Raw genomic sequence first — 19,882 nt, forward strand, 5'->3', positions numbered from 1 at the left:
CCCGCCCGGCGCCCACGTCACCGGTGACGTACGCCTGACGGCCCACGGCCTGACCGGCTACATCCCCCAGCACCCGGCGGCCGTCCTCAATCCAGCCCGCCGTATCTCCGCGCTGCTGACCGACATCGCCCGCGCCCAGGTCCGCCACCTACCGCTGGGGCAGCGTCGGCTGGCGGCCCGCGAACGCGTCCTGCAGTCCCTCGCTGAAGCCCAACTCCCGGACGCCGAGGCCCTGCTGGGGCGCTACCCGCATCAGCTCTCCGGCGGCCAGCAGCAACGTGTCGTCCTCGCCCAGGCCCTGCTGCTCGGCGCCCGCGTCATCGTCGCCGACGAGCCCACCACCGGCCAGGACGCCCTGACCAAGAGCCGCATCGTCGACCAGCTCGCGGCCGTCGCGGCACGCGGCATCGCCGTCGTCCTGCTCAGCCACGACCTGGACGTCGTCCGCGCACTCGCCGACGAGGTGATCGTCATGCGGGCGGGCCGGGTCGTCGAGTCAGGCCCGGCACCACGCGTCTGGCTTGCGCCCCAGCACGAATGGACCCGCGAACTACTGAGTGAGCAGCCGCAGTTCCCGGAACCGGACAGTCCGAGCGGCACCGAGCAGCCCGTCCTGCGGATCCGCGACCTCACCGCCCGCCACCACGCCGGCGCACGCGGCAGGACCGTGGTGCTGCGCACCCCCCGACTCGACCTGTACCCGGGCGAGTGCCTGGCCGTGGTCGGCCGCTCCGGCAGCGGCAAGACGACCCTCGCCCGCTGCCTCGCCGGCCTCCACCGTGACCACGACGGAGAGATCGTCCTCGACGGCACACCGCTGCCCCACAGCCTGCGCAACCGCAGCCGCACGCACCTCGCGGCCGTGCAGTACGTCTTCCAGGACGCGCGCGCCGCCTTCGACGAACACCGCCCCGTACTCCACCAGGTCGCCCGCACCGCGATCCGCCTGCGCCACGCCGACGCGGGCACCGCGACGCAGGAAGCCCGAGCCACCCTGGCCCGCCTCGGACTTCCGGAGGACCTGGTCCACCGGCGCCCCGGTCAGCTCTCCGGTGGCGAACTCCAGCGCGCCGCGCTCGCCCGTGCCCTGCTCGCCCACCCCCGCGTCCTCATCTGCGACGAGATCACCTCCGGCCTCGACACAATCACCCGCCGGGGCATCCTCGACATCCTCACCACACTCGTCCGCGACCGCGACGACCTGTCCCTGGTACTGATCACCCACGATCTGGACACCGCGGCCCTGGCCCACCGCATCGCCGTCCTGGACGCCGGCGAACTCGTCGAACAGGGCCCTGCCCAACGCATCCTGACCACCCCGAAGCACCCGTTCACCATCTCGCTCATGGAGGCCACTGCACGCCTGGCGGCCGGAACGGGCATCTGACCGGCGCACGTGCCCACCGCCTCCATCGGGTGGCGTCGCTGCGGCTGTCCATGGCCACCCTGCCTCTTCGAGCGTGACCAGGGTGCGTTGCACCGGCCGAGTCGAGTGACCTTGAAGCACTCCTGCACGAGATGCACAGGGCATGGCACGGCAGAATCCTGGACGTCGGCTGCGTACCGCGTCCGAGGGGCATGGTCCTCCGCCAGCACTCAGTCACGGCTGAGCACGTCATCCAACTCGGTCGCGAACAAGAAATGTGGCCCTCAGCTCAGGAGCCGCGCGGCTCGTCGCCCCGTTCTGCTGCCGCGAGGCCAATGTCTGCCCTGACTCGGCGGTAAGCCGCGCGCGCGTGGACCAGACGGGCCAGCGCCGTGCCTATGAGGGCCGCGGTGAGCAAGCAGGTGAGCCAGAACGTGTCGCGCGCACCGGCCCAAGTCAGGATGCCGGCGGGCGGGATGGCGAAGCCGTTGAGGAAGAGCCAGCACAGGACGGCCGTGCCAGGGGCCGCGGTGAAGCGGGCGCACAGGCCCAGCAGCGCGGCCAGCACGGAAAGCACGGCCAGGGCGAGTGCGGGCCGGTCCTGACCCACCAGGGTGTTGAGGAGCGCCACCAGCAGCAGGGCGCCGACGAAAGCCGCAGCCCACACCAACGGCGTGGACACGGGCCGGGGGACGGGCCTCGCTCCGGTGCTGAGGGACACCCACTCGATCATGCTCACGGTTCCTTCCGGTCCTCTCCGGCCCCGTCCACGGGAACGCACCGGTCTTCCGTTCGGCTCCGGCATGAGACGGCGGACGCGGATCGTCCACCCACTCGGCCCGGGAGGAGGGGTACTGACATCGGCCGGGTCGGGCGCTCGTCAGGGTGCCGTTCAACCTTCCCCAGGAAGCGGTACGCGTCCTCCTTGGGGACGGTGTTCTTCGCCTTGTCGGGCACGGACACCACGACCTCGTCGGCCGCGTGGTGCTCCCGTTCGCCGGTCTTCGGGTCGTCGGACCGCAACGACACCTCGCGCTTCGCGGCCTTCAGCGTCACGTCCGCGTGGCCTGCGCCGACGAGTGCCCCGCGCACGCCCATACGCATGAGCACAGCAGCCTGCGCGCGAAACCTCCGCTCCTGCGAGCGGGCGTTCGACGACCTCCTCCAGGCTCCTCGGCTGCTGACCAGCCGTGCAAGCCAATGAGACCGCCGGAACGGCAACGGTCCCTGCGATCCAGGGTCGTGGCACAGCAAGCGCACCGGCACAGCGAGCGTGGGCCGACACACCGGCTGCCGGCCTGCCGCCGGAAGGGAGCCCCTGCTTCCCTTACATGGCCTGCGGCTCCTACGGCAACGCACCACACGACGACGGCCTCACCGCCTGGCTCGCGGACACCCATCCGGCACGCACGTCCGCGACCGTCCGAGCGACTGCCCCTGACCTCTCACATGCTTGCCGGACTGCCGTCAGCTCTGTACGGCCGGCTGTCGGTGGTGTATGCGGAGATGCTCCCCGGGCTGGCCGCACAGCCGCTAGTGCAGGCTGACGAGTACCGGCTCATCCTGCCTCGACTACCCTGGCCGTACTGCCCAGCCGACCGCAGCTCATGCGGGGACCGGCTACGGCTGTCGCGCCCTCCTCCGTAAGCCGATCCCTCGCTCACACACCCGCTTCCGCGCCGCCGCAGCAGGTGCATGCCGTTCAGCCCCATGAGGACCGATGAGCCCCGTGGCCCGCGCCTCGCAGCGGCAGGTCCCGGGTCACGGGTCCGCTCGGACCACCTCGGTGAGACCGCGGTGCACCGGCGCGGTAACGACAAGCCGGTGCCCGGTGTGGGGCGGCCTCACCGAGGTCGGGGGATCAGTGGCCGGCGACGACGCCGGAGAGTTCGTTGGTGCTCTTCGGCAGGGTCACAGAGGTAACCTTCTTGCCCGATTCGATGTCGATGGCATGCAGTTGGCGCTTGCCCGGTTCGGAAACGTACGCGGTGTTGTCGCGGACGAAGAGGGTGGGCCGGGGCTGCTGCCAGTCCAGCGGCTCCTGCCATTCGTCCACGACGGGGATCTTCTTCTCGACCTTGCCCGTCTCGGGGTCGATGACGTGGAGGTTGCCGTCGGTGCCGAGGAGGAGGGCCTCGCCCTGGGGCCCGCGGCCGAGCGAGCGGAAGGAGTAGCTGGTGCCCAGGTCGACCAGGCGCAGCTTTCCGGTCTCGGTGTTGATGAGGGAGATGCGGGTCGGCCGCTCCAGTTCGGCCTCCGGGTCGGTCTTGTAGTCGCCCAGGAGGATGGGCGAGGTGTCGCTGCCGCGCTGGTTGCCGATGCGGCCGTAGTCGTCGGGGGCGTCGACCTTGGTGAACTTGCCGTTCTTGTAGATCAGGATGCCGTCCTCGCAGCCGATGCCGACGGCCTCGCCCTTGGCGGTGGCCTCGCCGTGGACGCCGGGGCAGTTCTCGTTGCGCTTGATCTCCTTGTTGTTCTTGTCCAGGACGAGGGCGCCGGTGCGCTTCTCCTCGGTGCCGAGGGTGGTGAGGAGTTCGCCGTTGGTCAGTTCGATGGCGACGCCGTGGTGCGGTTCGGCGGAGGTGTAGGTGCGGCCTTCCGGCTTCTTGCCACCCTTGAGGTCGGCGGGGTCGAAGACGTTGACCTCACCGGTGCCGTCGGTGAACAGGACCGTCTTACCGGCGTGCTGGACGACGTGGCCGGGCTTGGCGCCCTTGTACTCGATGCCGGGGAAAGTCTGTTCGGCGGCGTTCAGGACGCGGAATCCGGAGTCGGTGGAGACGATGACGTGGGAGTCGTCGCCGGCGGGGTTGAGGCGGTTGAAGCCGGGCAGCTCGATCGTGTTGGCGAGCTTCAGGCTCTCGGCGTCCAGGACGTACAGGCCGCCGTCGAACGTGGCGACCAGCGGGTCCTTGACCGCTACGGCCTTGGTGTTCGGCGCGTTCTTGGCCTTCGCGTCGGACGACGAGGAGTTGTCCTCTCCTCCGCAGGCGGTCAGGACCGCGGACGCGGCCAGGGCGAGGGCCGTGCCCGTGATGGCTCTGTTGCGTATCGGCTTGTTCACCGGGGTGTTCCTTTCTGTGCCGCGCGGGCGCGGCAGTGAGTGCGGGTGTGCTTGAGCGGCCGGTCGGCCGGTGTCCACGTCAGGGGCGCTGGTTCAGGCGCCGGTCAGGCCGTCGGTCATGGCGGTGGTGTTGGCGCGCATCATCTGCAGGTAGGTGCCGGCGCCCTTGCCCTTTTCGGTCAGGGATTCGGAGTAGAGCTCGACGACCCGCACCTGGCCGCTCAGTTCGGTGCGCAGGACCTCGGCCAGCCGCTTGGGCTGGGAGGAGTCGGCGAACACGGTTTGTACGCCTGCCTTGCGCATGGCCTGGGTGAGCGAGCGCAGGTCGGAGGAGCTGGGCGAGGCCAGCGTCGTACCACTCGGGATCACCGCGCCGATCACCCGGAAGCCGAAGCGTTCGGCGAGGTAGCCGAAGACGTGGTGGTTGGTCACCAACGCGCGCCGCTGTTCGGGTATGCGGTCGAAGGATTTCTCCATCCAGGCGGTGAGGTGGGCGAGTTGGTCGTCGTAGCGGTCGGCGTTGGCGCGGATCGCCTTCTCGTCCACGCCGTCCACGTGCTCGACGACCTGGTCGGCGATCAGGCCCACGGCTTTGCGGACGCGGTCGGGGTCGGTCCAGAAGTGAGGATCGGGCTGCCCGGCCTCCTCCTCGGGTCCTCCGTCGTCGTGGGCCTGGAAGGTGAATGGGTCCACCGCCTTGCCGGCCTCGAAGGTGGCCACTCCTGCCTCGCGGGCGGCGTCCACGTGCCGCAGTACGTTCTCCTCCAGGCCCAGTCCGTTGAAGACCACCAGGTCGGCACGCTCCAACTCGGCGGCCTGCATGGCCGACAGGCCGAAGGAGTGCGGGTCGGCGTTCGGCTTCATCATCACGGTCACATCGGCCTCGTCGCCGACGATCTCCTGCGTGATGTCGCCCAGAATGTTGGTCGTCACCACCACCCGGGGCCGGTCGTCGCCGCTCGTACAGCCGGTGCCGGCACCGGCCAGGGCGAGGGTGAGCAGGGCCAGCAGGAGGGTGCGCAGCCGCCGCGGCTCTTGCGTCTGTCTCGTCATCGTCCGGTCTCCACCATCAGAGCCGGCTCGATGTCCAGGTCGAAGGTGCGCGCGACGCGCAGGTTGTCGTTGTAGTCAATCTCGTACACGCGTTTGCCCTTGGGATCGTTGAGGTAGGCGCGGCTGCGGTCGACCTCGATGACTGGCACCGCAGGCCCTGCGCTGTCGGTCTCGGGGGCGCCTGTCAGAAGCGGCTTCGTCCTGGAGACCTGCTTGCCGGTGGCGATGTCGTAGCCGTGGAGCGCTCCGTCGGTCTCCAGGACGATCAGGACGGAACCCTCTCCCGCGGTGTTTGCGGAGACGACGGGCCCGGTCTTCACCCGTTGCCACGTCCGCTCACCGACGTCCAGCACCCACACGGCCCGCTCCCCGGCCGGTGCCGTGAGCGTGTCGCTGCCGGGCCGGTGCCGGAAGGCCGTGGCCCGCTCCTTCTCGGGTACGTCGTCGCCGTACGGGATCTTCTCGGCGGTGAAGGTGCCGTCGGCCTCGCGGACGAGCAGGGCGCCGTCGGCGCAGCCGAGGACGACGCCGCGCCGGGTGACGGCGTCGCCCCGCACCTCCTCGCACCCGGCGTCTGGCGACGCGGCCCGCTTGCCCTCGCGGTCGTACACCGCGACCTTCCCGTCGTCCGTGACGCCGAGCAGGTGCTCCGCGTACGGCACGACAGCTCCCGCGTGTGTGCCGGGCAGCGGGCGGGCGGAGCCGACCTTGCCCTTCTCCAGACCGGCCCGGCGGTAGATCCTGGCCCGCCCGTCCTTGTCGGTCACCGCTGTGACGGCGGCATCGCTGCGGACGCGGCTGCCCGGGCCTGCGGGCAGCCGGCCCACGTCACGTATCGCCGCGCGGTAGTAGTGGACGTGGTCGCCGTGGTCCACCATCCAGGCTCCGCTGTCCAGGGCGCGCGTGCTGCCTGCGGTGTGGAAGTAGCCGAAGCGGCCGTCAGTGGTGAGTTTGGTGGTGCCCGAAGTCCGGGGCACCTCGTGCGTCTTCCCGGTGATCAGATCGAGGACCCGGGTGTCGCCGGTGACCGGGTCGTTGAGCACCAGCCGGGACTGCTGCTCGGCCTTCTCCTGGGCCCCCTCAACGTAACCGTGCGGAGCAGAGGCCGAGGGAGTCGTCCTCGGGGCGGACGCGGTGTCGTCCTGACCCGCGCAGCTCGTGGTGAGCAGACAGACGGCCACGAGCGCGGTGGGCACCCAAGCAGTGACGTTTCTCCGGACGAACAAAGCGATCGCCTCTTCAATCAGTGGGTGGCCGCGGCGTGAGCACCGGCGAGGCGCGCACGGCGGTGGTGGCGGAGACGGGATGCCAGGTGGGAGAGGAAGAACAGGCTCACCGCGAGGCCCGAGATGGTCGCGCCGGCCGCGGTGCTCAAGTGCCAGGACAGCAACAGGCCACCGAAGGTGGCGGTGATGCCGAGCAGCGCCGCGAGAGTCATGAGGCCCCGCACACTGCGCGCCCAGGGCAGCGCGGCCGCGGGCGGGGCGATGAGCAGCCCCAGGACCAGCAGCGTCCCCACGATGTGGAAGGAGGCGACGATGGCCAGCGCCAGCAGGCCGAGCAGCACTGCGTGAGCGAGGCGCGGGCGCAGACCGAGCGTCTGCGCCTTGCGCGGGTCGAACGCCAGGGCGAGGAAGGCCCGGTGGCCGAGGACCGAGACGACCAGCGCCAGCAGCAGCGCCACACCCAGCAGCACCAGGTCCTGCTCGCGGACGGCGAGGACGTCACCGAAGAGGAACCCGGTCAGGTCGACCGCGAAGGACTGCGAGCGCGAGACGATGATGACACCGAGCGACAGCATCCCCACGAACAGCAGGCCGATCCCGGTGTCCTGGGACAGCCTCGGGGTGCGGCCGAGGGCGGTGACGCCGGCCGTCATGACGGCCGCGCTCAGCAGCGCCCCCACCAGCAGGTTGCCGCCGAACAATGCGGCGAGCGCGACTCCGGGCAGCAGCCCGTGCGACATGGCGTCGCCGAGGAAGGCCATCCCCCTGAGCACCACCCAGGTGCCGGCCAGGGCGCAGATCGCCGACACCAACATCCCGCCCCACAGCGCCCTTTGCACGAAGGTCACCTCGAAAGGGCCCGTCAACCACTCCATGGATCAACACACTACGATGAAAATCATGTTCATAAAACAGGGAATCTCCCCCGCCGTCGCCGAGGGCGGGACGTCACGCGTCCACTTCACCGGGCTGTCCGCCGGCTATCCCGGCCGCACTGTCCTCCAACAACTCGACGCCGATATACCGGCGTTGGCCATCACGGCACTCGTCGGCCCGAACGGCAGCGGGAAGTCCACCTTGCTCGGAGTGTTGGCCGGCGTGATTCGACCCACATCAGGCGAGCTCCGTCACGTCGGCAACCGGCCGCCCGCGTTCGTCCCGCAGCGCGGCGCAGTTGGTGACGCACTGCCGCTGACGGTCAGGCAGACGGTAGAGATGGGGCGCTGGGGCGAACGCGGGCCGTGGCGCCGGCTGACCCGGCAGGACCACGCCACCGTGGACCAGGCCATGGAGCGACTGGGCATCACCGACCTCGCCACACGCCAGCTCGGGGAACTGTCCGGCGGGCAAAGGCAACGCGCCCTGATCGCCCAGGGACTCGCCCAGGAATCGGACCTGCTCCTCCTGGACGAGCCGACCACGGGACTCGATCCCGAGGCAAGGGACCGCATCGCCGCGCTGCTGACGGAACTGGTCGCCGACGGGGTGACCGTCGTCCAGGCCACGCACGACCTCGAAGCCGCGCGCTCAGCCGACACCTGCCTTCTTCTCAGCGACGGCCACCTGGCGGGACAAGGTGATCCGGAGCAACTCCTCAACCCCTCGACGCTCGCCCAGATCTGGCAATCAGCCTGACGCGACGACCCCGTCATGTCTCGTGGCTCATGTGGCGCTGATACATGCACCAGGGGGCGCCGGTGCCGTACGTGCCGACACGACCATCCGGTTGGCTTGGAGGCGACCAGGCCGGACACCGCGGACCGGTCGCACAGGACGGAGGGGTCACAGAAGTGGCCCCAGCCACGGATGCAGCCTTGCCCTGATGCCCAGCGTCCGTGACAGCACTGCCGGGCCTGGTCACGCAGGCGAGCGCGCTGCGACGGACTGACCCCGGCACGACTTGGGTAGCTAGTTGCAAATATGATGCAACAACGTTCCATCAGCAATAAGGGTGTGAGGTCCATGACGCTCCGACGGATACGAGGAGCCGCTGCCGCAGCGGCGCTACTGACCGGAGTCGCCGCGTGTTCGGCCCCCAGCGGCAGCACGGAGGCCACCGGATCCGCCGATTCCGTCGTCATCGGCGTGGCCTCAGAGCCGGACACCCTCAGCCCGCTGCTCGGCTACGGCAAGGACGGCAACTCGAAGGTCTTCGACGGTCTGCTGGCCCGGGACTCCGAGCTGAAGCTGAGACCGGCCCTGGCCAAGGCGCTGCCCAAGGTCACCGCCGACGGCCTCACCTACACGTACACCCTGCGCGAGGGCGTGAAGTTCAGCGACGGCGAGCCGCTGACCTCCGCCGACGTGGTCTTCACGTACAGGACGATCCTCGACGCGAAGACCAACAACACCTCCCGCAGCGAGCTGGACGCCATCAAGGAGGTGCGGGCGGACGGCGACGGCAAGGTCGTCTTCACCCTCAAGTACCCCTACGCGCCCTTCGCCGGGCGCACGGTGCTGCCCATCGTCCCGGAGCACATCGCCGGCAAGCAGGACCCCAACACCGGAGCCTTCAACACCAAGCCCATCGGCACCGGACCGTACGTCCTCGCCTCCTGGAGCAAGGGCGAGAAGCTCACCTTCAAGGCCAACCCCACCTACTGGGGCGGCGCGCCGAAGGTGAAGAAGGTGACCATGGCGATCATCGAGGACGACGACGTGCGCGCCACCCGCCTGCGCTCCGGCGACCTCGACGGCGCGGTGCTCCCGCCCAACCTTGCCGCCACCTTCAAGGACGACACGGCGAAGAAGACCTACGACGCCAAGACGTACGACTTCCGCACCGTCACTCTTCCCACCGAGAACAAGGTCACCGGGGATCGTGCCGTCCGCCAGGCCCTGGACGCCGCCGTGGACCGCCAGGCCATGGTCGACAAGATCCTCGATGGCGCCGGCCGGCCAGCGTACGGACCGTTGCCCGTCGACGATCCCTGGTTCGCCGAGGGCGTCGAACGCGAGCAGGACCTCGCCGAGGCCGAGCGGATCCTCGACCAGGCGGGCTGGAAGGCCGGCGACGGCGGCATCCGCGCCAAGGACGGGCAGCGAGCGTCCTTCACCCTCCTGTACCCCTCGGGCGACAAGGTCCGCCAGGACCACGCCCTCGCCTACGCCTCCGACGCCAAGAAGGCCGGCATCGACGTGCGAGCGGAGAGCGCCACCTGGGAGGTCATCGAGCCGCGGATGAAGAACACCGCGGTCCTCGCCGGCTTCGGCAGCAACGGCGACCCCGACTTCGGCCTCTACACCCTGCTGCACTCCTCGCTCGCCGGCGACGGCTTCAACAACATGGCCCGCTACGACAACCCGGCCGTGGACAAGGCGCTCGACACCGGCCGCCGCAGCTCGGACCCGGCGACCCGGAAAGCCGCCTACGGCAGCCTCCAGCGCGAACTGGTGAAGGACCCCGGCTACACCTTCCTCACCCACATCAACCACGTCTACGTCCTCGCCGACCGCTGGGACGGACTGACCACGCAGGTCGAGCCGCACGAGCACGGCTTCGCCAGCGGCCCGTGGTGGAACCTCGAAGCCTGGCAGCCGAAGAAGTGACGTCCGCCCTGAAGTCCTCCCTGCCCTGGGGGGCGATGGCACGCCTGGCGGGGCGGCGACTGCTGTTCGCCGCCCCCGTCCTCCTCGTCGTGACGTTCGGCGTCTTCGCGATCGCCGCCGCCTCCCCCTTCGACCCGGTCAAGGCGTACGCGGGCACGGCCGCCCTCGGTGCCGACGCACGGACCCTGGAGCGGCTGCGGGAGAACCTCGGCATGGACCAGCCGTTCACCTCCCGCTGGTGGGACTGGCTGACCTCCGCGCTCGGCGGCGACCTCGGTCACTCCAGCGTGCTGCGGCAGCCGGTCGCCCAGGTCATCGGCGAACGCCTCGTCTGGTCCGCGCTGTTGTGCGCCGTCGCCTTCGTGGTGGCCGTGCTGACCGGCACCGTGCTCGGCGTGCTGGCGGCCCGCCGTCCCGGATCCGCGCTCGACCGGACCGTCACCTCGCTGGCCTACTCCCTGGAGGCGGCGCCCGTCTTCTGGATCGCCCTGCTGGCCGTCTGGCTGTTCGCCCTCCAGTGGGGCGTGCTCCCGGTCGGCGGCCTCACCGACACCGCCAGCGAGCAGGTCACGCCGGGGCAGGTGGCGAGCCATCTCGTGCTGCCCGCCGGAGTGCTCGCCGTCTCCCAACTCCCCTGGTTCACCTTGTACGTCCGCCAGGGCGTCGGCGACGCGCTCGCCGAGGACCCCGTGCGCGGCGCCCGGGCCAGGGGGCTGAGCGAGCGCACCGTCCTGCTCGGCCACGCCCTGCGCTCCGGACTGCTGCCAGTCCTCACGCTGGTCGGCTCCCGCGTCCCGGAACTCATCACCGGCGCCCTGCTGGTGGAGAGCGTCTTCAGCTGGCCCGGCATCGCGGCGGCCACCGTGGAAGCGGCCACCGCCGTCGACTTCCCGCTGCTCGCCGCCCTGACCACGCTCGCCACCGCTGCCGTGCTCCTCGGCAACCTGCTCGCGGACCTGCTCTACGGACTCTTCGACCCGAGGGTGAAGTTCAGTGACATGTGAACCCACGGCCGATGCCGCCTGGCGGTCGTACGGCGGCAACCGCCGCTCCACCCGGGCGGTACGCGTACGCGTCTCGGCCGCACTGGTGACCGCGACGGTGCTGGCCGTCCTCCTGGTGCCCCCGCTGGTCCAGCTCGACCAGCAGGCCGTCGACCTGGCCGCCAAGTTGCTGGCGCCGAGTTGGAGCCATCCCTTCGGCACCGACGACCTCGGCCGGGACCTGCTCCTGCGCTGCGTCTACGGCCTGCGGGTCTCCCTGCTGGTCGGGGTGGCGGCGGCACTCACGGCGACCGTGATCGGCACGGCCGTCGGAGCCACCGCTGGAGCGCTGGGCGGCTGGGTCGACCGGGCCGTCATGCGGCTGGTCGACACGTTTTCCTCCGTGCCTCACCTGCTGCTCGGCATCTTCATCGTCGCCATGTTCCGGCCCGGCATCTGGCCGGTGGTGGTCTCGGTCGCGCTCACCCACTGGCTGTCCACCGCGCGGATCGTCCGCGCCGAGGTGCTGTCCCTGCGTTCCCGGCCGTACATCGACGCCGCCGTGTCCGGGGGCGCGTCCCGGTGGCGAGTGGTCGTGCGGCATCTGCTGCCCGCCGTACTCCCCCAGGCCGCGCTGGCCGCCGTACTGATGGTGCCGCACGCCATGTGGCACGAGTCGGCCCTGTCCTTCCTCGGACTCGGCCTGCCCACCCACACCGCCAGCCTCGGCACCCTCATCCAGGGCGCCCGGGGCTCGCTGCTGGCCGGGCAGTGGTGGCCCACCCTCTTCCCCGGCCTGTTCATCATCATCCCCACCCTCGCCATCGCCGGACTCACCGGAGCCTGGCGGGAGCGGATCAACCCCCGCCGCCGATCGGAGCTGATGCTGTGACGCTCGCAGAGCGACGTCCCGTCCTGTCGGTGCGCGGGCTGTCCGTGCGCTTCCTCATGCCCGGCGGGCGGCGGATCGCCGCCGTCACCGACGCGCACTTCGACGTGGCGGCCGGCGAGTGCCTCGCCCTGATCGGTGAGAGCGGCTGCGGCAAGTCGGTCCTCGCCTCCGCCCTCCTCGGCCTGCTCCCCGCCAACGCCCAGGCAGCGGGCGAGGCCCGCATCGGCGACCTGGATCTGCTCGCCGCCGACGAGCGCACTCTCGCCCGGACGGTGCGGGGCCGTCTGATCGGGCTCATACCGCAGAGCCCGGCCGCACACCTCACCCCCGTGCGCACGGTCCGCTCCCACCTGGAGGAAACCGTCGCCGCGCTGACCCGTACCCGTGGACGTGCGGTCGTACGGGTCGCGGCCGAGACGGCCGCCGAGCGCGCCGCGTTCCCCATGGACCACCTCGACCGCCACCCGCACGAGCTCTCAGGCGGCCTCGCCCAGCGCGCCGCCACCGCCCTCGCCCTCGTCGGCGACGCGCCGCTGCTGCTCGCCGACGAGCCGACCACCGGACTCGACCGCGACCTGGTGGACCACACCGTCGACGAACTACGGCGCCATGTCGACGCCGGCGACGGGGAGGGCACGCGTCGCGCCCTGCTGATGATCACCCATGACCTCACGGCCGCCGAGCGCATCGCCGACCGGGTGGCCGTGATGTACGCGGGACGGATCGTCGAACTCACCGACGCGGAAACGTTCTTCGGCGCCCCCGGCCCCCGGCACCCTTACAGCCGCGGCCTGCTCCAGGCACTCCCGGAGCGCGCCTTCACCGCGATCCCCGGAATGCCGCCCGAACTCGGCGATCTGCCCGACGGGTGTGCCTTCGCCCCCCGCTGCGAGCGCGCGTCCGAAGCCTGCGCCACCCTGCCGCCGACGGCCGCCGGAACCGCCTGTCACCATCCGCACGTTCGGGAGGGCATCCGTGCTTGAACTGCGTGGCATCACCGCCGGATACGACAGGAAGGCCCCGGTGGTGCGAGGGGCCTCCCTGACCGTCGCCCCCGGTGAGTCCGTCGGCCTGCTCGGCCCCAGCGGCTGCGGCAAGTCCACGCTCGCCCGGGTCGCGGCCCTGCTGCACCGCCCCGACTCGGGCGCCCTCCTCCTCGACGGCGAACCCGTACGCCGCTGGCGCCACCGCGCCCCGCGCGCCCAGCGCACCGCCTTCGGCGTGGTCTTCCAGCAGCCCCGCCTCTCCGCGGACCCCCGGCTGCGGCTCACCGACCTGATCGCCGAGCCCCTGCGCGCGGTCGGCCGCCGCGACGCTGTCCCCGACCGCGTCGCCGAACTGGCCCAGGCCGTCGGCCTCACCCCCGACCTCCTCGACCGTCGCCCCCACGAGGTCAGCGACGGCCAGCTCCAACGCGCCTGCCTCGCCCGCGCCCTCGTACTGCGTCCGCGCTGGCTGATCTGCGACGAGATGACCGCCATGCTCGACGCCTCCACCACCGCCGCGCTGGTGACGGCAGTCGAGGACTACCGCACCACCACCGGCGCCGGCCTCCTCGCCGTCGGCCACGACCAGGTGCTCCTGGACCGCTGGTGCGACCGCACACTCCACTGGGACGACGTCACCGGCAGCACCCCGCCGACAACGGAAAGGCTCCAGCGGCAGTGGACAAGGCAGGCGGTGTACGAGCCAGAGGCCAACTCCCGCGACAAGTTGGTGCCGAAACGCTCTCACGGAGCGGCCTGAGCAGGCCGACCCTCATCGCCACGTACAGAAATCTGTCGTACACGCCCACAGGGCGAACGCCGCTTTGAGATCGGCCCGGGCCGAAACAGGGCAAGTCGGTGCCCGTGTCGCGCAGCGTCTGGCACACGCAGGCAGCACGTCCCCTCGAAACTCGGCACTTCCCGTTCTCTTTCCCCGGCTCGAAGCGGCGCGACCTCAGTGGCCTGGGCCAGGTCGCCTTCGAGATCGTCCAAGAGCGGCTGCCTCGATGCGTTGGAGCAGGACGTATTGGTCCTGCGGGTCGGGCATCGGGCGGTGTGCTTGCGTAGGCCCCGTTCCTCGGCATGTCCCGGGCCGCGTCGAGGGAGTGCATGGCGCGTCTGAGCTCCTTACGCCGGTTGGAGGGCCGGGAGTCCACAGTGGCGGGGACTGAAGTCGGCAGCGCGGGTAAGGTGACGGAAGTACCCTGATCGACGACATCGACGGCCTGCGTCGTGCGCCCGCGATCGCACGGCGGTGCCCCCGCCCACCGCCGACCACGGACCGGATCGGCCGGCATCAACAGCGCTGACCTCGCCGGTCAGCGCACGCGCGTCTCCTCGAGCGGGGTGGCCCGCAAGGGCCCGGCCTCGGCAGGCAGACGGCCCTCTGCCTTTTGCCACAGGTCCGGCAGCAGGTGCCCCAAGGCTCTCGCAGGCGATGAGTCCACGCCGATGAGAGCCGACGTACCCTTCGAGCGCTCTCCCGCAGTCACTAGCGTGCCGCCTGGAACGTACGCCGGTACGCCTGCGGGGAGACGCCGATCGCCGCATGCAGGTGCTGGCGAAGGGAGGCGCCGGTGGCGAAGCCGACCCGGCCGGCGATCTGGTCCACCGACAGGTCGCTGGACTCCAGCAGGTCCCGGGCCCGGGCTACACGCTGCTGGATCAGCCAGCGGCCGGGGCTGAGGCCCACCTCGTCGTTGAAGCGGCGGGCGAAGGTGCGCCGGCTCATCCGGGCGTGGGCGGCGAGGTCGGCCAGCGTCAGCGGCTCGCCGAGGCGTTCGAGGGCCCAGGCGCGGGTGGCGGCCGTGCTCGCGGCCCCGTTCTCGGGGACCGGCTGCTCGATGTACTGCGCCTGGCCGCCGTCCCGGAACGGCGGCACCACACAGCGGCGGGCGACCGTGTTGGCGAGCCGGCTGCCGTGGTCCTTTCGCACGATGTGCAGGCAGACGTCGACCCCAGAGGCGGCTCCGGCCGAGGTCAGGATGGGGTCGTCGTCGACGAAGAGCACATCCGGGTCGAGGGCGACGTGCGGGAACATGAGCCGGAACCGGTCCGCCTGCCGCCAGTGCGTGGTCGCCTTGCGGCCGTCGAGGAGCCCGGCCGCGGCGAGCACGAAGGCGCCGGTGCAGATGGAGACGATGCGCGTGCCTGGCCGGATCCACGCGAGCGCGGCAGTGACCTCGCCCGGAAGCTCTGCGGTGACACACGACGGCGAGATGGGCGCGACGACCACGGTGTCGGCCGTGGCCAGGAGCTCGGGGCCGTGCTCGGCGGTGATGGTGAAGTCCGCGTTACTGCGCACCGGATGCCCGTCGACGGTGCAGGTCAGCACCTCGTACCGGTCGTCGGCGGCGCCGAAGATCCGGCTGGGGATGCCGAGTTCGAAGGGGTAGACCCCGTCGAGCGCCAGAACCACGACCCTGTGCACATGCCGCATGGCACGATCCTATCGAAGGCTGGCCACCAGGCCATTTTCCGGGCGGACGCGCTGGGGCAGGCTGGGACACCATGAGCACTCAGCACACGATGCGCGCCATCAGCCAGGACATTCTCGGTGGTCCCGACGTCCTCAAGGAGGTGGAGGTCGAGCGCCCCGCGCCACGTCCGAACGAAGTACTGGTCCGGGTGCGCGCCGCCGGGGTCAACCCGACCGACTGGAAGCACCGCGCCACCGGCCGCTTCCTCGGCGAGCCGCCCTTCGTCCTCGGCTGGGACGTCTCCGGCGTGGTCGAGGCGACGGGCACCGGTGTCGCCCTCTTCAGGCCGGGTGACGAGGTCTTCGGCATGCTGTCCTACCCGTTCGGTCATGGCTCGCACGCCGAGTACGTCACCGCCCCTGCCCGCACCTTCGCGCCCAAGCCCTCAAACGTCGACCACACGCAGGCGGGCGCGCTCCCGCTGGTCTCACTGACCGCCTGGCAGGCCCTGGTCGAGACGGCGAACGTCCAGCCCGGGCAGCGGGTCCTGATCCACGCGGCGGCCGGCGGCGTCGGACATGTGGCCGTGCAGATCGCCAAGGCGCGGGGAGCGTACGTGATCGGCACGGCGAGCGTGGGCAAGCACGAGTTCCTGCGCGGGCTGGGCGCGGACGAGTTGATCGACTATCGGGAGACCGACTTCGCCGCGGCCGTACGGGATGTAGACGTCGTGCTGGACACGGTCGGCGGCGACTACCTCCACCGCTCGCTGCGGATCCTGCGCAAGGGCGGATTCCTGGTCACGCTCGTGCCGCGGGGCTCGCAGGAACTGCCCCGGGAGGCCGAGAAGCTCGGGGTGCGTGCGACCGAGATGCTCGTCGACGCCGACCACACCGGGATGAAGGAGATTGCGGCGCTCGTCGAGGCGGGCCGGCTGCGCGCCACGATCGCCGGCACCTTCCCGCTGGCCGAAGCCGCCAAGGCGCACGCGCTCGGCGAAACCGGCCGGACCACGGGCAAGCTGGTCGTGGTGGTCGACTGACTCAGAGCTGATCGTGTGGGTCCCGGAACGCCCGGCAGAATCGCATCGGCACCCACGGCCGACCCTGGGCAACCTGTGTGTGCGCCGGCGCAGGCGGCCGACAGGGACCGCGCCGGAGAAGCGCCAGGCAGTGGCGAGGAGGAAGTGTCGGAGATCGCGTTGCCCGTGCCTGGACGGCTCCGTGTATGCACCGGCGGGAGCAGGCCCGACCTGGCCGACGGGCCTGTTCCGGGACCGGAGGGCCCGCGTCTGCGACGAACCCGGTTCAGCGGGCGCCGGCTTCCTGGTCGGAGTCCGCGGGCTTGGGTGGATGGGCGCGCAGTGAGCCGGGCTGGCGGATCCGCTCTTCTGCCCAGCTCAGCATGGCTGAGCCGATGCCCTGGCGGCGGTGCTCGGGCACGAGGTAACCGCGGTGCAGGTATAGCCACGTGTCGTCCCGCTCTTGCCACCACCGGATCGTCGAGTAGCCGACGACGCTCCCATCGCGCACCACCAGGATCTGGTTCTTGGACGGCTCCTCCAGCTTGGCAGAGGCTTCGGCGATCTCGGCCGCCGTCGGGAGCCCTTCCACAACCGAATGGGCATCGACCCGGTCCCGTTCAGTACACCCCAGCCGCACCGCGGCCATGGGGCCGTGGTCTTCGTCGCCGCGATACGGCCGGAACCTGAAGCCGACCGGAAAATCCTGTCCTGGCGTGCCATCCGACATGCTCGGATGATCTCGAACTTCGAGGCAGGTCCGCCACCCTATTCATGCCGCGGTCGTCTGTGGCCGCTCAACGAGCTGGCCGCGTTCGAAGCGGGCCCCGGCGCGGACGAGGGCGACGAGGTGGGGTGCATTCACCGCGCGCCAGCGGGCCTGGGCGGACTCGACGAGCTTGAAGACCATCGCCAGGGCGGCCGCCGCGCTGCCGGCGCCTTTGGTGACCTTGGTGCGCAGGCGGACGGTGTCGAAGGTCGACTCGATCGGCCCGCGCCATGGTCACCCTGCGCAACCTCGCCATCGGCCTCATGCGCCAGGCCGGCTGGACCAATATCGCCGCCGCAGCCGACCACTACCGCTCACGCCCCGCCTACGCCACCGCGCTCCTCAAGATCACCTGCTGATGACGCATCAGCCCTGCCCCGTTCCTCTATCAGATTTCAAGCGGTGGTCAGTCAGGGGGGGACGGCGCCGGTCGATTCGGCCTCCGACGGCGACTGCCTGGAGGCCGTGGCACCCGTGGTGAGCGCGTGACGGCTGGACCAGGTCAGGGCGGCCGTTGCGGTCAGGGCGAGGAGGGGGACGGCGAAGCCGGCTCGTGCGCCGCCCGGACCGTCGACGAGCCGGCCGACTACAGCGGCAGAGACGGCGACGCCCGCCGCGCTCGCGGAGTGCGTCCAGGTGAAGGCCTGGGTCAGAACCGACCGGTCCATGACCGACTCGATAAGCGTCGAGGAGAGGATGATGCACGGAGCGATGCCCGCACCGGGGAGCAGGAGCGCAAGGCCGAGCTGCCAGGGGGTGCTGGCCAGGAGCGGCAGCAGCGATGCGCAGGCCAGAAAGGTCAGGATCACGGGAAGTTGGGCTGCGGGCGGGGTGTGCCGGCGGTATCGCCCGTAGGCCACACCGGCCAGCAGGCTGGCCGCGCTCATCAGTCCGTACAGGATCCCCGCTGCCGAGGCCGCGTGGTGAGTGTCGGCGAAGGCGCTCACCGAGACCTGCATCGAGCCGAAGAAGACGCCCAGGGCCACATTGACCGCAACCAGCGTGGCGAAGCTCCGGCTCAACAGAGCCCCCGGGCCCCGGGCGGCCGTACGATCCACGGTGGGCGCGGCGGCGGGCGCCGGGGCCGTACGACGCAGCGCCGCGAAAACCAGTCCGGCGCCGACAACGAGCGCCCCCGCCAGCACCGTCCCCGCGGCCGGGTGCAACTGGGTTGCCACCAACACCGCGAGGACGGGGCCGAGGAGGAAGGCGACATCGTTACTGATCGTTTCGAGTGCGAAGGCCGGGGTGAGTTCGGCCCTGCCGTGCAGCAGGGCCGACCAGCGGGCCGCGGAGAGCGAACCGAACTGCGGGAGGGTCGCCCCGGCCGCGAGGCCGGCTGCCATCAGCGGCACCGCGGGCGCCCCTGTCATGGCCAGCGCGACCAGAGCGGTGATCGCTCCGGCGTGGGCGCACAGGAGGGGTACCAGCACGCGCGGCTGTCCGAAACGGTCCATGAAACGGGCCGCCTGCGGGCCCACCATGGTCTCCGCCACGGCGAACGAGCCAGTGACCAGGCCGGCCACCCCGAAGGACCCGGTCTCGGCATGGACCAGCCAGACGATACCGAGGCCGGCCATGGCCACCCCGACCCGGGCGGGAGCCGCGGCCAGGAAGAAGGCCGCCGCGCCGGGGGTCTGCAGGGCAGAACGGTAGGAGGCGGTTCCCGCCCGAGCCGGCACGCTCTTGCGAAACCCCCAGACAGTACGGCGGAAATCCGATGCGGTACGACGAAACCAGTGCCGCGGCGTCACAGTGAACCTTCCGCTGCACGGTGGGACGGTCCGGGAGAACGACGCCCATCGCGGGCACCGCCCCCCGCCGCCAGGAGTCGTCCATGATGACGCAGACGGGACGGAATCGAAGTCCACGTCGGCGTCGGCTCCAGCGCCGGCAGAAACGTTGAGTGTTGAGATCGAAGAGCGGATCGGGCAGAAAGACACACTAACGGCGGCGAGGGGGCGAAGAGAAGACCGCCCGGTCGGCTCGTCCGGCGCAGCGGTCTCCGGCTCGACAGGCTCCCGCACAGCAATCGCGGACGGTTGGCCCTCCGGTTCCGTTCAGGGCGTCAGGACTCTCTCTCGTGCAGCGGCCCATCGCAGAGCGTCGTCGACTGCTTTGGGCGAGAAGGGACAGCCCGGCCTGCCAGCCGCGCAGTTCGCGTGCCCGCTCCTATCTCGCCAGCTGAGAACGCATCAGCCCTGCCTCCCACCAGTGCCGCACTTTCCGCACCGGACCTCGAGCAACTCCTCGCCCTGCAACGGCGCACCGACGAAAAGTTGGTCCCTCGCCAGAAAGACTCAGAAATCCAGCAGCCGTCAGACCTCTTCTACTTCCCCGACCTCATCACCACGACCCATTTGATCAAACTGAGCTGGCCCGTGGGCCGCGCGCTCGTCCCGTCGGATGCCCTGGCCGCCGCCATCGACGCGCACGCGGCACCGGTCGTATCCGCGATCACAGCCCGGGACAGCGGCTCGGCAGCTCTCACCCTCAAAGGAAGCCGAGACGCTCCGCCCGATGCGATGGCATGCGGAGCGCTGCTTCTAGCCG

At 70.8% G+C, this 19,882-nt stretch carries 17 protein-coding genes and 2 pseudogenes; 9 read left to right on the forward strand and 10 right to left on the reverse strand.

Annotated elements, in window-relative coordinates:
- On the forward strand, positions 1-1,387 hold a 1,387-nt coding region (locus AOQ53_RS33400; RefSeq protein ID WP_059423000.1), incomplete at its 5' end, for an ABC transporter ATP-binding protein.
- A gap of 268 nt (positions 1,388-1,655) precedes the next feature.
- On the opposite strand, the gene AOQ53_RS33405 is transcribed toward AOQ53_RS33400, so the two are convergent.
- The 6 genes from AOQ53_RS33405 to aztB all read right to left on the reverse strand — a co-directional run bounded on the left by AOQ53_RS33405 (position 1,656) and on the right by aztB (position 7,584).
- Positions 1,656-2,099 (reverse strand): hypothetical protein, encoded by a 444-nt coding sequence (locus tag AOQ53_RS33405; RefSeq protein ID WP_059423001.1) that lies wholly within the window; start codon positions 2,097-2,099, stop codon positions 1,656-1,658.
- Between the two features lie 2 nt (positions 2,100-2,101).
- On the reverse strand, positions 2,102-2,464 hold the full coding sequence (locus AOQ53_RS33410) for a hypothetical protein (protein ID WP_148640408.1): 363 nt from the start codon (positions 2,462-2,464) through the stop codon (positions 2,102-2,104).
- Positions 2,465-3,227: 763 nt separating this feature from the next.
- On the reverse strand, positions 3,228-4,430 hold the full coding sequence (gene aztD, locus AOQ53_RS33415) for a zinc metallochaperone AztD (protein ID WP_059423005.1): 1,203 nt from the start codon (positions 4,428-4,430) through the stop codon (positions 3,228-3,230).
- A gap of 93 nt (positions 4,431-4,523) precedes the next feature.
- Entirely contained in the window at positions 4,524-5,483 is a 960-nt protein-coding gene (aztC, locus tag AOQ53_RS33420) for a zinc ABC transporter substrate-binding protein AztC (RefSeq protein WP_059423006.1), read from the reverse strand.
- Positions 5,480-6,709, reverse strand: a complete 1,230-nt coding sequence (locus AOQ53_RS33425; RefSeq protein ID WP_059423008.1) for a PQQ-binding-like beta-propeller repeat protein — start codon at positions 6,707-6,709, stop codon at positions 5,480-5,482. Before AOQ53_RS33425 ends, aztC begins: the two co-directional genes overlap by 4 nt.
- Before the next feature lie 17 nt (positions 6,710-6,726).
- A complete protein-coding gene (aztB, locus tag AOQ53_RS33430; RefSeq protein WP_059423009.1) occupies positions 6,727-7,584 on the reverse strand; it encodes a zinc ABC transporter permease AztB in 858 nt (285 codons plus the stop codon).
- 16 nt (positions 7,585-7,600) lie between these two features.
- Between aztB and aztA the strand changes: the two genes are divergently transcribed.
- The 6 genes from aztA (at position 7,601) to AOQ53_RS33460 (ending at position 13,879) form a co-directional block, all read left to right on the forward strand.
- Entirely contained in the window at positions 7,601-8,344 is a 744-nt protein-coding gene (gene aztA / locus AOQ53_RS33435; RefSeq protein ID WP_059423036.1) for a zinc ABC transporter ATP-binding protein AztA, read from the forward strand.
- Between the two features lie 327 nt (positions 8,345-8,671).
- Positions 8,672-10,258, forward strand: coding sequence for an ABC transporter substrate-binding protein (locus AOQ53_RS33440; RefSeq protein WP_059423011.1), 1,587 nt, complete (start codon positions 8,672-8,674; stop codon positions 10,256-10,258).
- Positions 10,259-10,293: 35 nt separating this feature from the next.
- Positions 10,294-11,262 (forward strand): ABC transporter permease, encoded by a 969-nt coding sequence (locus tag AOQ53_RS33445; RefSeq protein WP_059423038.1) that lies wholly within the window; start codon positions 10,294-10,296, stop codon positions 11,260-11,262.
- The gene (locus tag AOQ53_RS33450) at positions 11,252-12,133 is read left to right on the forward strand and encodes an ABC transporter permease (protein ID WP_059423012.1); all 882 of its coding nucleotides are present in this window, start codon (positions 11,252-11,254) and stop codon (positions 12,131-12,133) included. Before AOQ53_RS33445 ends, AOQ53_RS33450 begins: the two co-directional genes overlap by 11 nt.
- Before the next feature lie 56 nt (positions 12,134-12,189).
- Positions 12,190-13,116 (forward strand): ABC transporter ATP-binding protein, encoded by a 927-nt coding sequence (locus AOQ53_RS33455; RefSeq protein ID WP_059423040.1) that lies wholly within the window; start codon positions 12,190-12,192, stop codon positions 13,114-13,116.
- Positions 13,109-13,879 carry an ABC transporter ATP-binding protein gene (locus AOQ53_RS33460; RefSeq protein ID WP_078945621.1) on the forward strand — a complete coding sequence of 257 codons (771 nt, stop codon included), beginning with the start codon at positions 13,109-13,111 and terminating at the stop codon, positions 13,877-13,879. Before AOQ53_RS33455 ends, AOQ53_RS33460 begins: the two co-directional genes overlap by 8 nt.
- 732 nt (positions 13,880-14,611) lie before the next feature.
- Here the strand turns inward: AOQ53_RS33460 and AOQ53_RS33465 are convergent.
- Positions 14,612-15,559 carry a GlxA family transcriptional regulator gene (locus tag AOQ53_RS33465; protein ID WP_059423014.1) on the reverse strand — a complete coding sequence of 316 codons (948 nt, stop codon included), beginning with the start codon at positions 15,557-15,559 and terminating at the stop codon, positions 14,612-14,614.
- A gap of 71 nt (positions 15,560-15,630) precedes the next feature.
- Here AOQ53_RS33465 and AOQ53_RS33470 point away from each other — a divergent pair, with 71 nt between their 5' ends.
- A complete protein-coding gene (locus AOQ53_RS33470; protein ID WP_059423015.1) occupies positions 15,631-16,581 on the forward strand; it encodes an NADP-dependent oxidoreductase in 951 nt (316 codons plus the stop codon).
- 331 nt (positions 16,582-16,912) lie between these two features.
- Here AOQ53_RS33470 and AOQ53_RS33475 read toward each other — a convergent pair.
- Positions 16,913-17,290: pseudogene (locus AOQ53_RS33475) on the reverse strand (GNAT family N-acetyltransferase); the annotation flags it as partial.
- A 42-nt stretch (positions 17,291-17,332) separates the two neighbouring features.
- Positions 17,333-17,551: pseudogene (locus AOQ53_RS42020) on the reverse strand (IS256 family transposase); the annotation flags it as partial.
- A gap of 8 nt (positions 17,552-17,559) precedes the next feature.
- Here AOQ53_RS42020 and AOQ53_RS47530 point away from each other — a divergent pair.
- Positions 17,560-17,688: a hypothetical protein gene (locus AOQ53_RS47530; RefSeq protein ID WP_269085490.1), complete on the forward strand. Its 129-nt coding sequence runs from the start codon at positions 17,560-17,562 to the stop codon at positions 17,686-17,688.
- Between the two features lie 51 nt (positions 17,689-17,739).
- On the opposite strand, the gene AOQ53_RS33485 is transcribed toward AOQ53_RS47530, so the two are convergent.
- Positions 17,740-19,011: an MFS transporter gene (locus AOQ53_RS33485; protein WP_063889040.1), complete on the reverse strand. Its 1,272-nt coding sequence runs from the start codon at positions 19,009-19,011 to the stop codon at positions 17,740-17,742.
- Between the last annotated feature and the right edge of the window lie 871 nt (positions 19,012-19,882).

Source organism: Streptomyces azureus (assembly GCF_001270025.1).
GTDB classification, from domain to species: domain Bacteria; phylum Actinomycetota; class Actinomycetes; order Streptomycetales; family Streptomycetaceae; genus Streptomyces; species Streptomyces azureus.

What these genes read in the sequence shown, in the direction of transcription:
- AOQ53_RS33440 (WP_059423011.1), top strand. Translation starts at nt 8,672, where the DNA reads ATGACGCTCCGACGGATACGAGGAGCCGCTGCCGCAGCGGCGCTACTG.
- AOQ53_RS47530 (WP_269085490.1), top strand. Translation starts at nt 17,560, where the DNA reads ATGGTCACCCTGCGCAACCTCGCCATCGGCCTCATGCGCCAGGCCGGC.
- aztC (WP_059423006.1), bottom strand. Translation starts at nt 5,483, where the DNA reads ATGACGAGACAGACGCAAGAGCCGCGGCGGCTGCGCACCCTCCTGCTG.
- AOQ53_RS33465 (WP_059423014.1), bottom strand. Translation starts at nt 15,559, where the DNA reads ATGCGGCATGTGCACAGGGTCGTGGTTCTGGCGCTCGACGGGGTCTAC.
- aztA (WP_059423036.1), top strand. Translation starts at nt 7,601, where the DNA reads ATGAAAATCATGTTCATAAAACAGGGAATCTCCCCCGCCGTCGCCGAG.
- AOQ53_RS33445 (WP_059423038.1), top strand. Translation starts at nt 10,294, where the DNA reads ATGGCACGCCTGGCGGGGCGGCGACTGCTGTTCGCCGCCCCCGTCCTC.
- AOQ53_RS33470 (WP_059423015.1), top strand. Translation starts at nt 15,631, where the DNA reads ATGAGCACTCAGCACACGATGCGCGCCATCAGCCAGGACATTCTCGGT.
- AOQ53_RS33455 (WP_059423040.1), top strand. Translation starts at nt 12,190, where the DNA reads ATGCCCGGCGGGCGGCGGATCGCCGCCGTCACCGACGCGCACTTCGAC.
- AOQ53_RS33405 (WP_059423001.1), bottom strand. Translation starts at nt 2,099, where the DNA reads ATGATCGAGTGGGTGTCCCTCAGCACCGGAGCGAGGCCCGTCCCCCGG.
- AOQ53_RS33410 (WP_148640408.1), bottom strand. Translation starts at nt 2,464, where the DNA reads ATGGGCGTGCGCGGGGCACTCGTCGGCGCAGGCCACGCGGACGTGACG.
- aztB (WP_059423009.1), bottom strand. Translation starts at nt 7,584, where the DNA reads ATGGAGTGGTTGACGGGCCCTTTCGAGGTGACCTTCGTGCAAAGGGCG.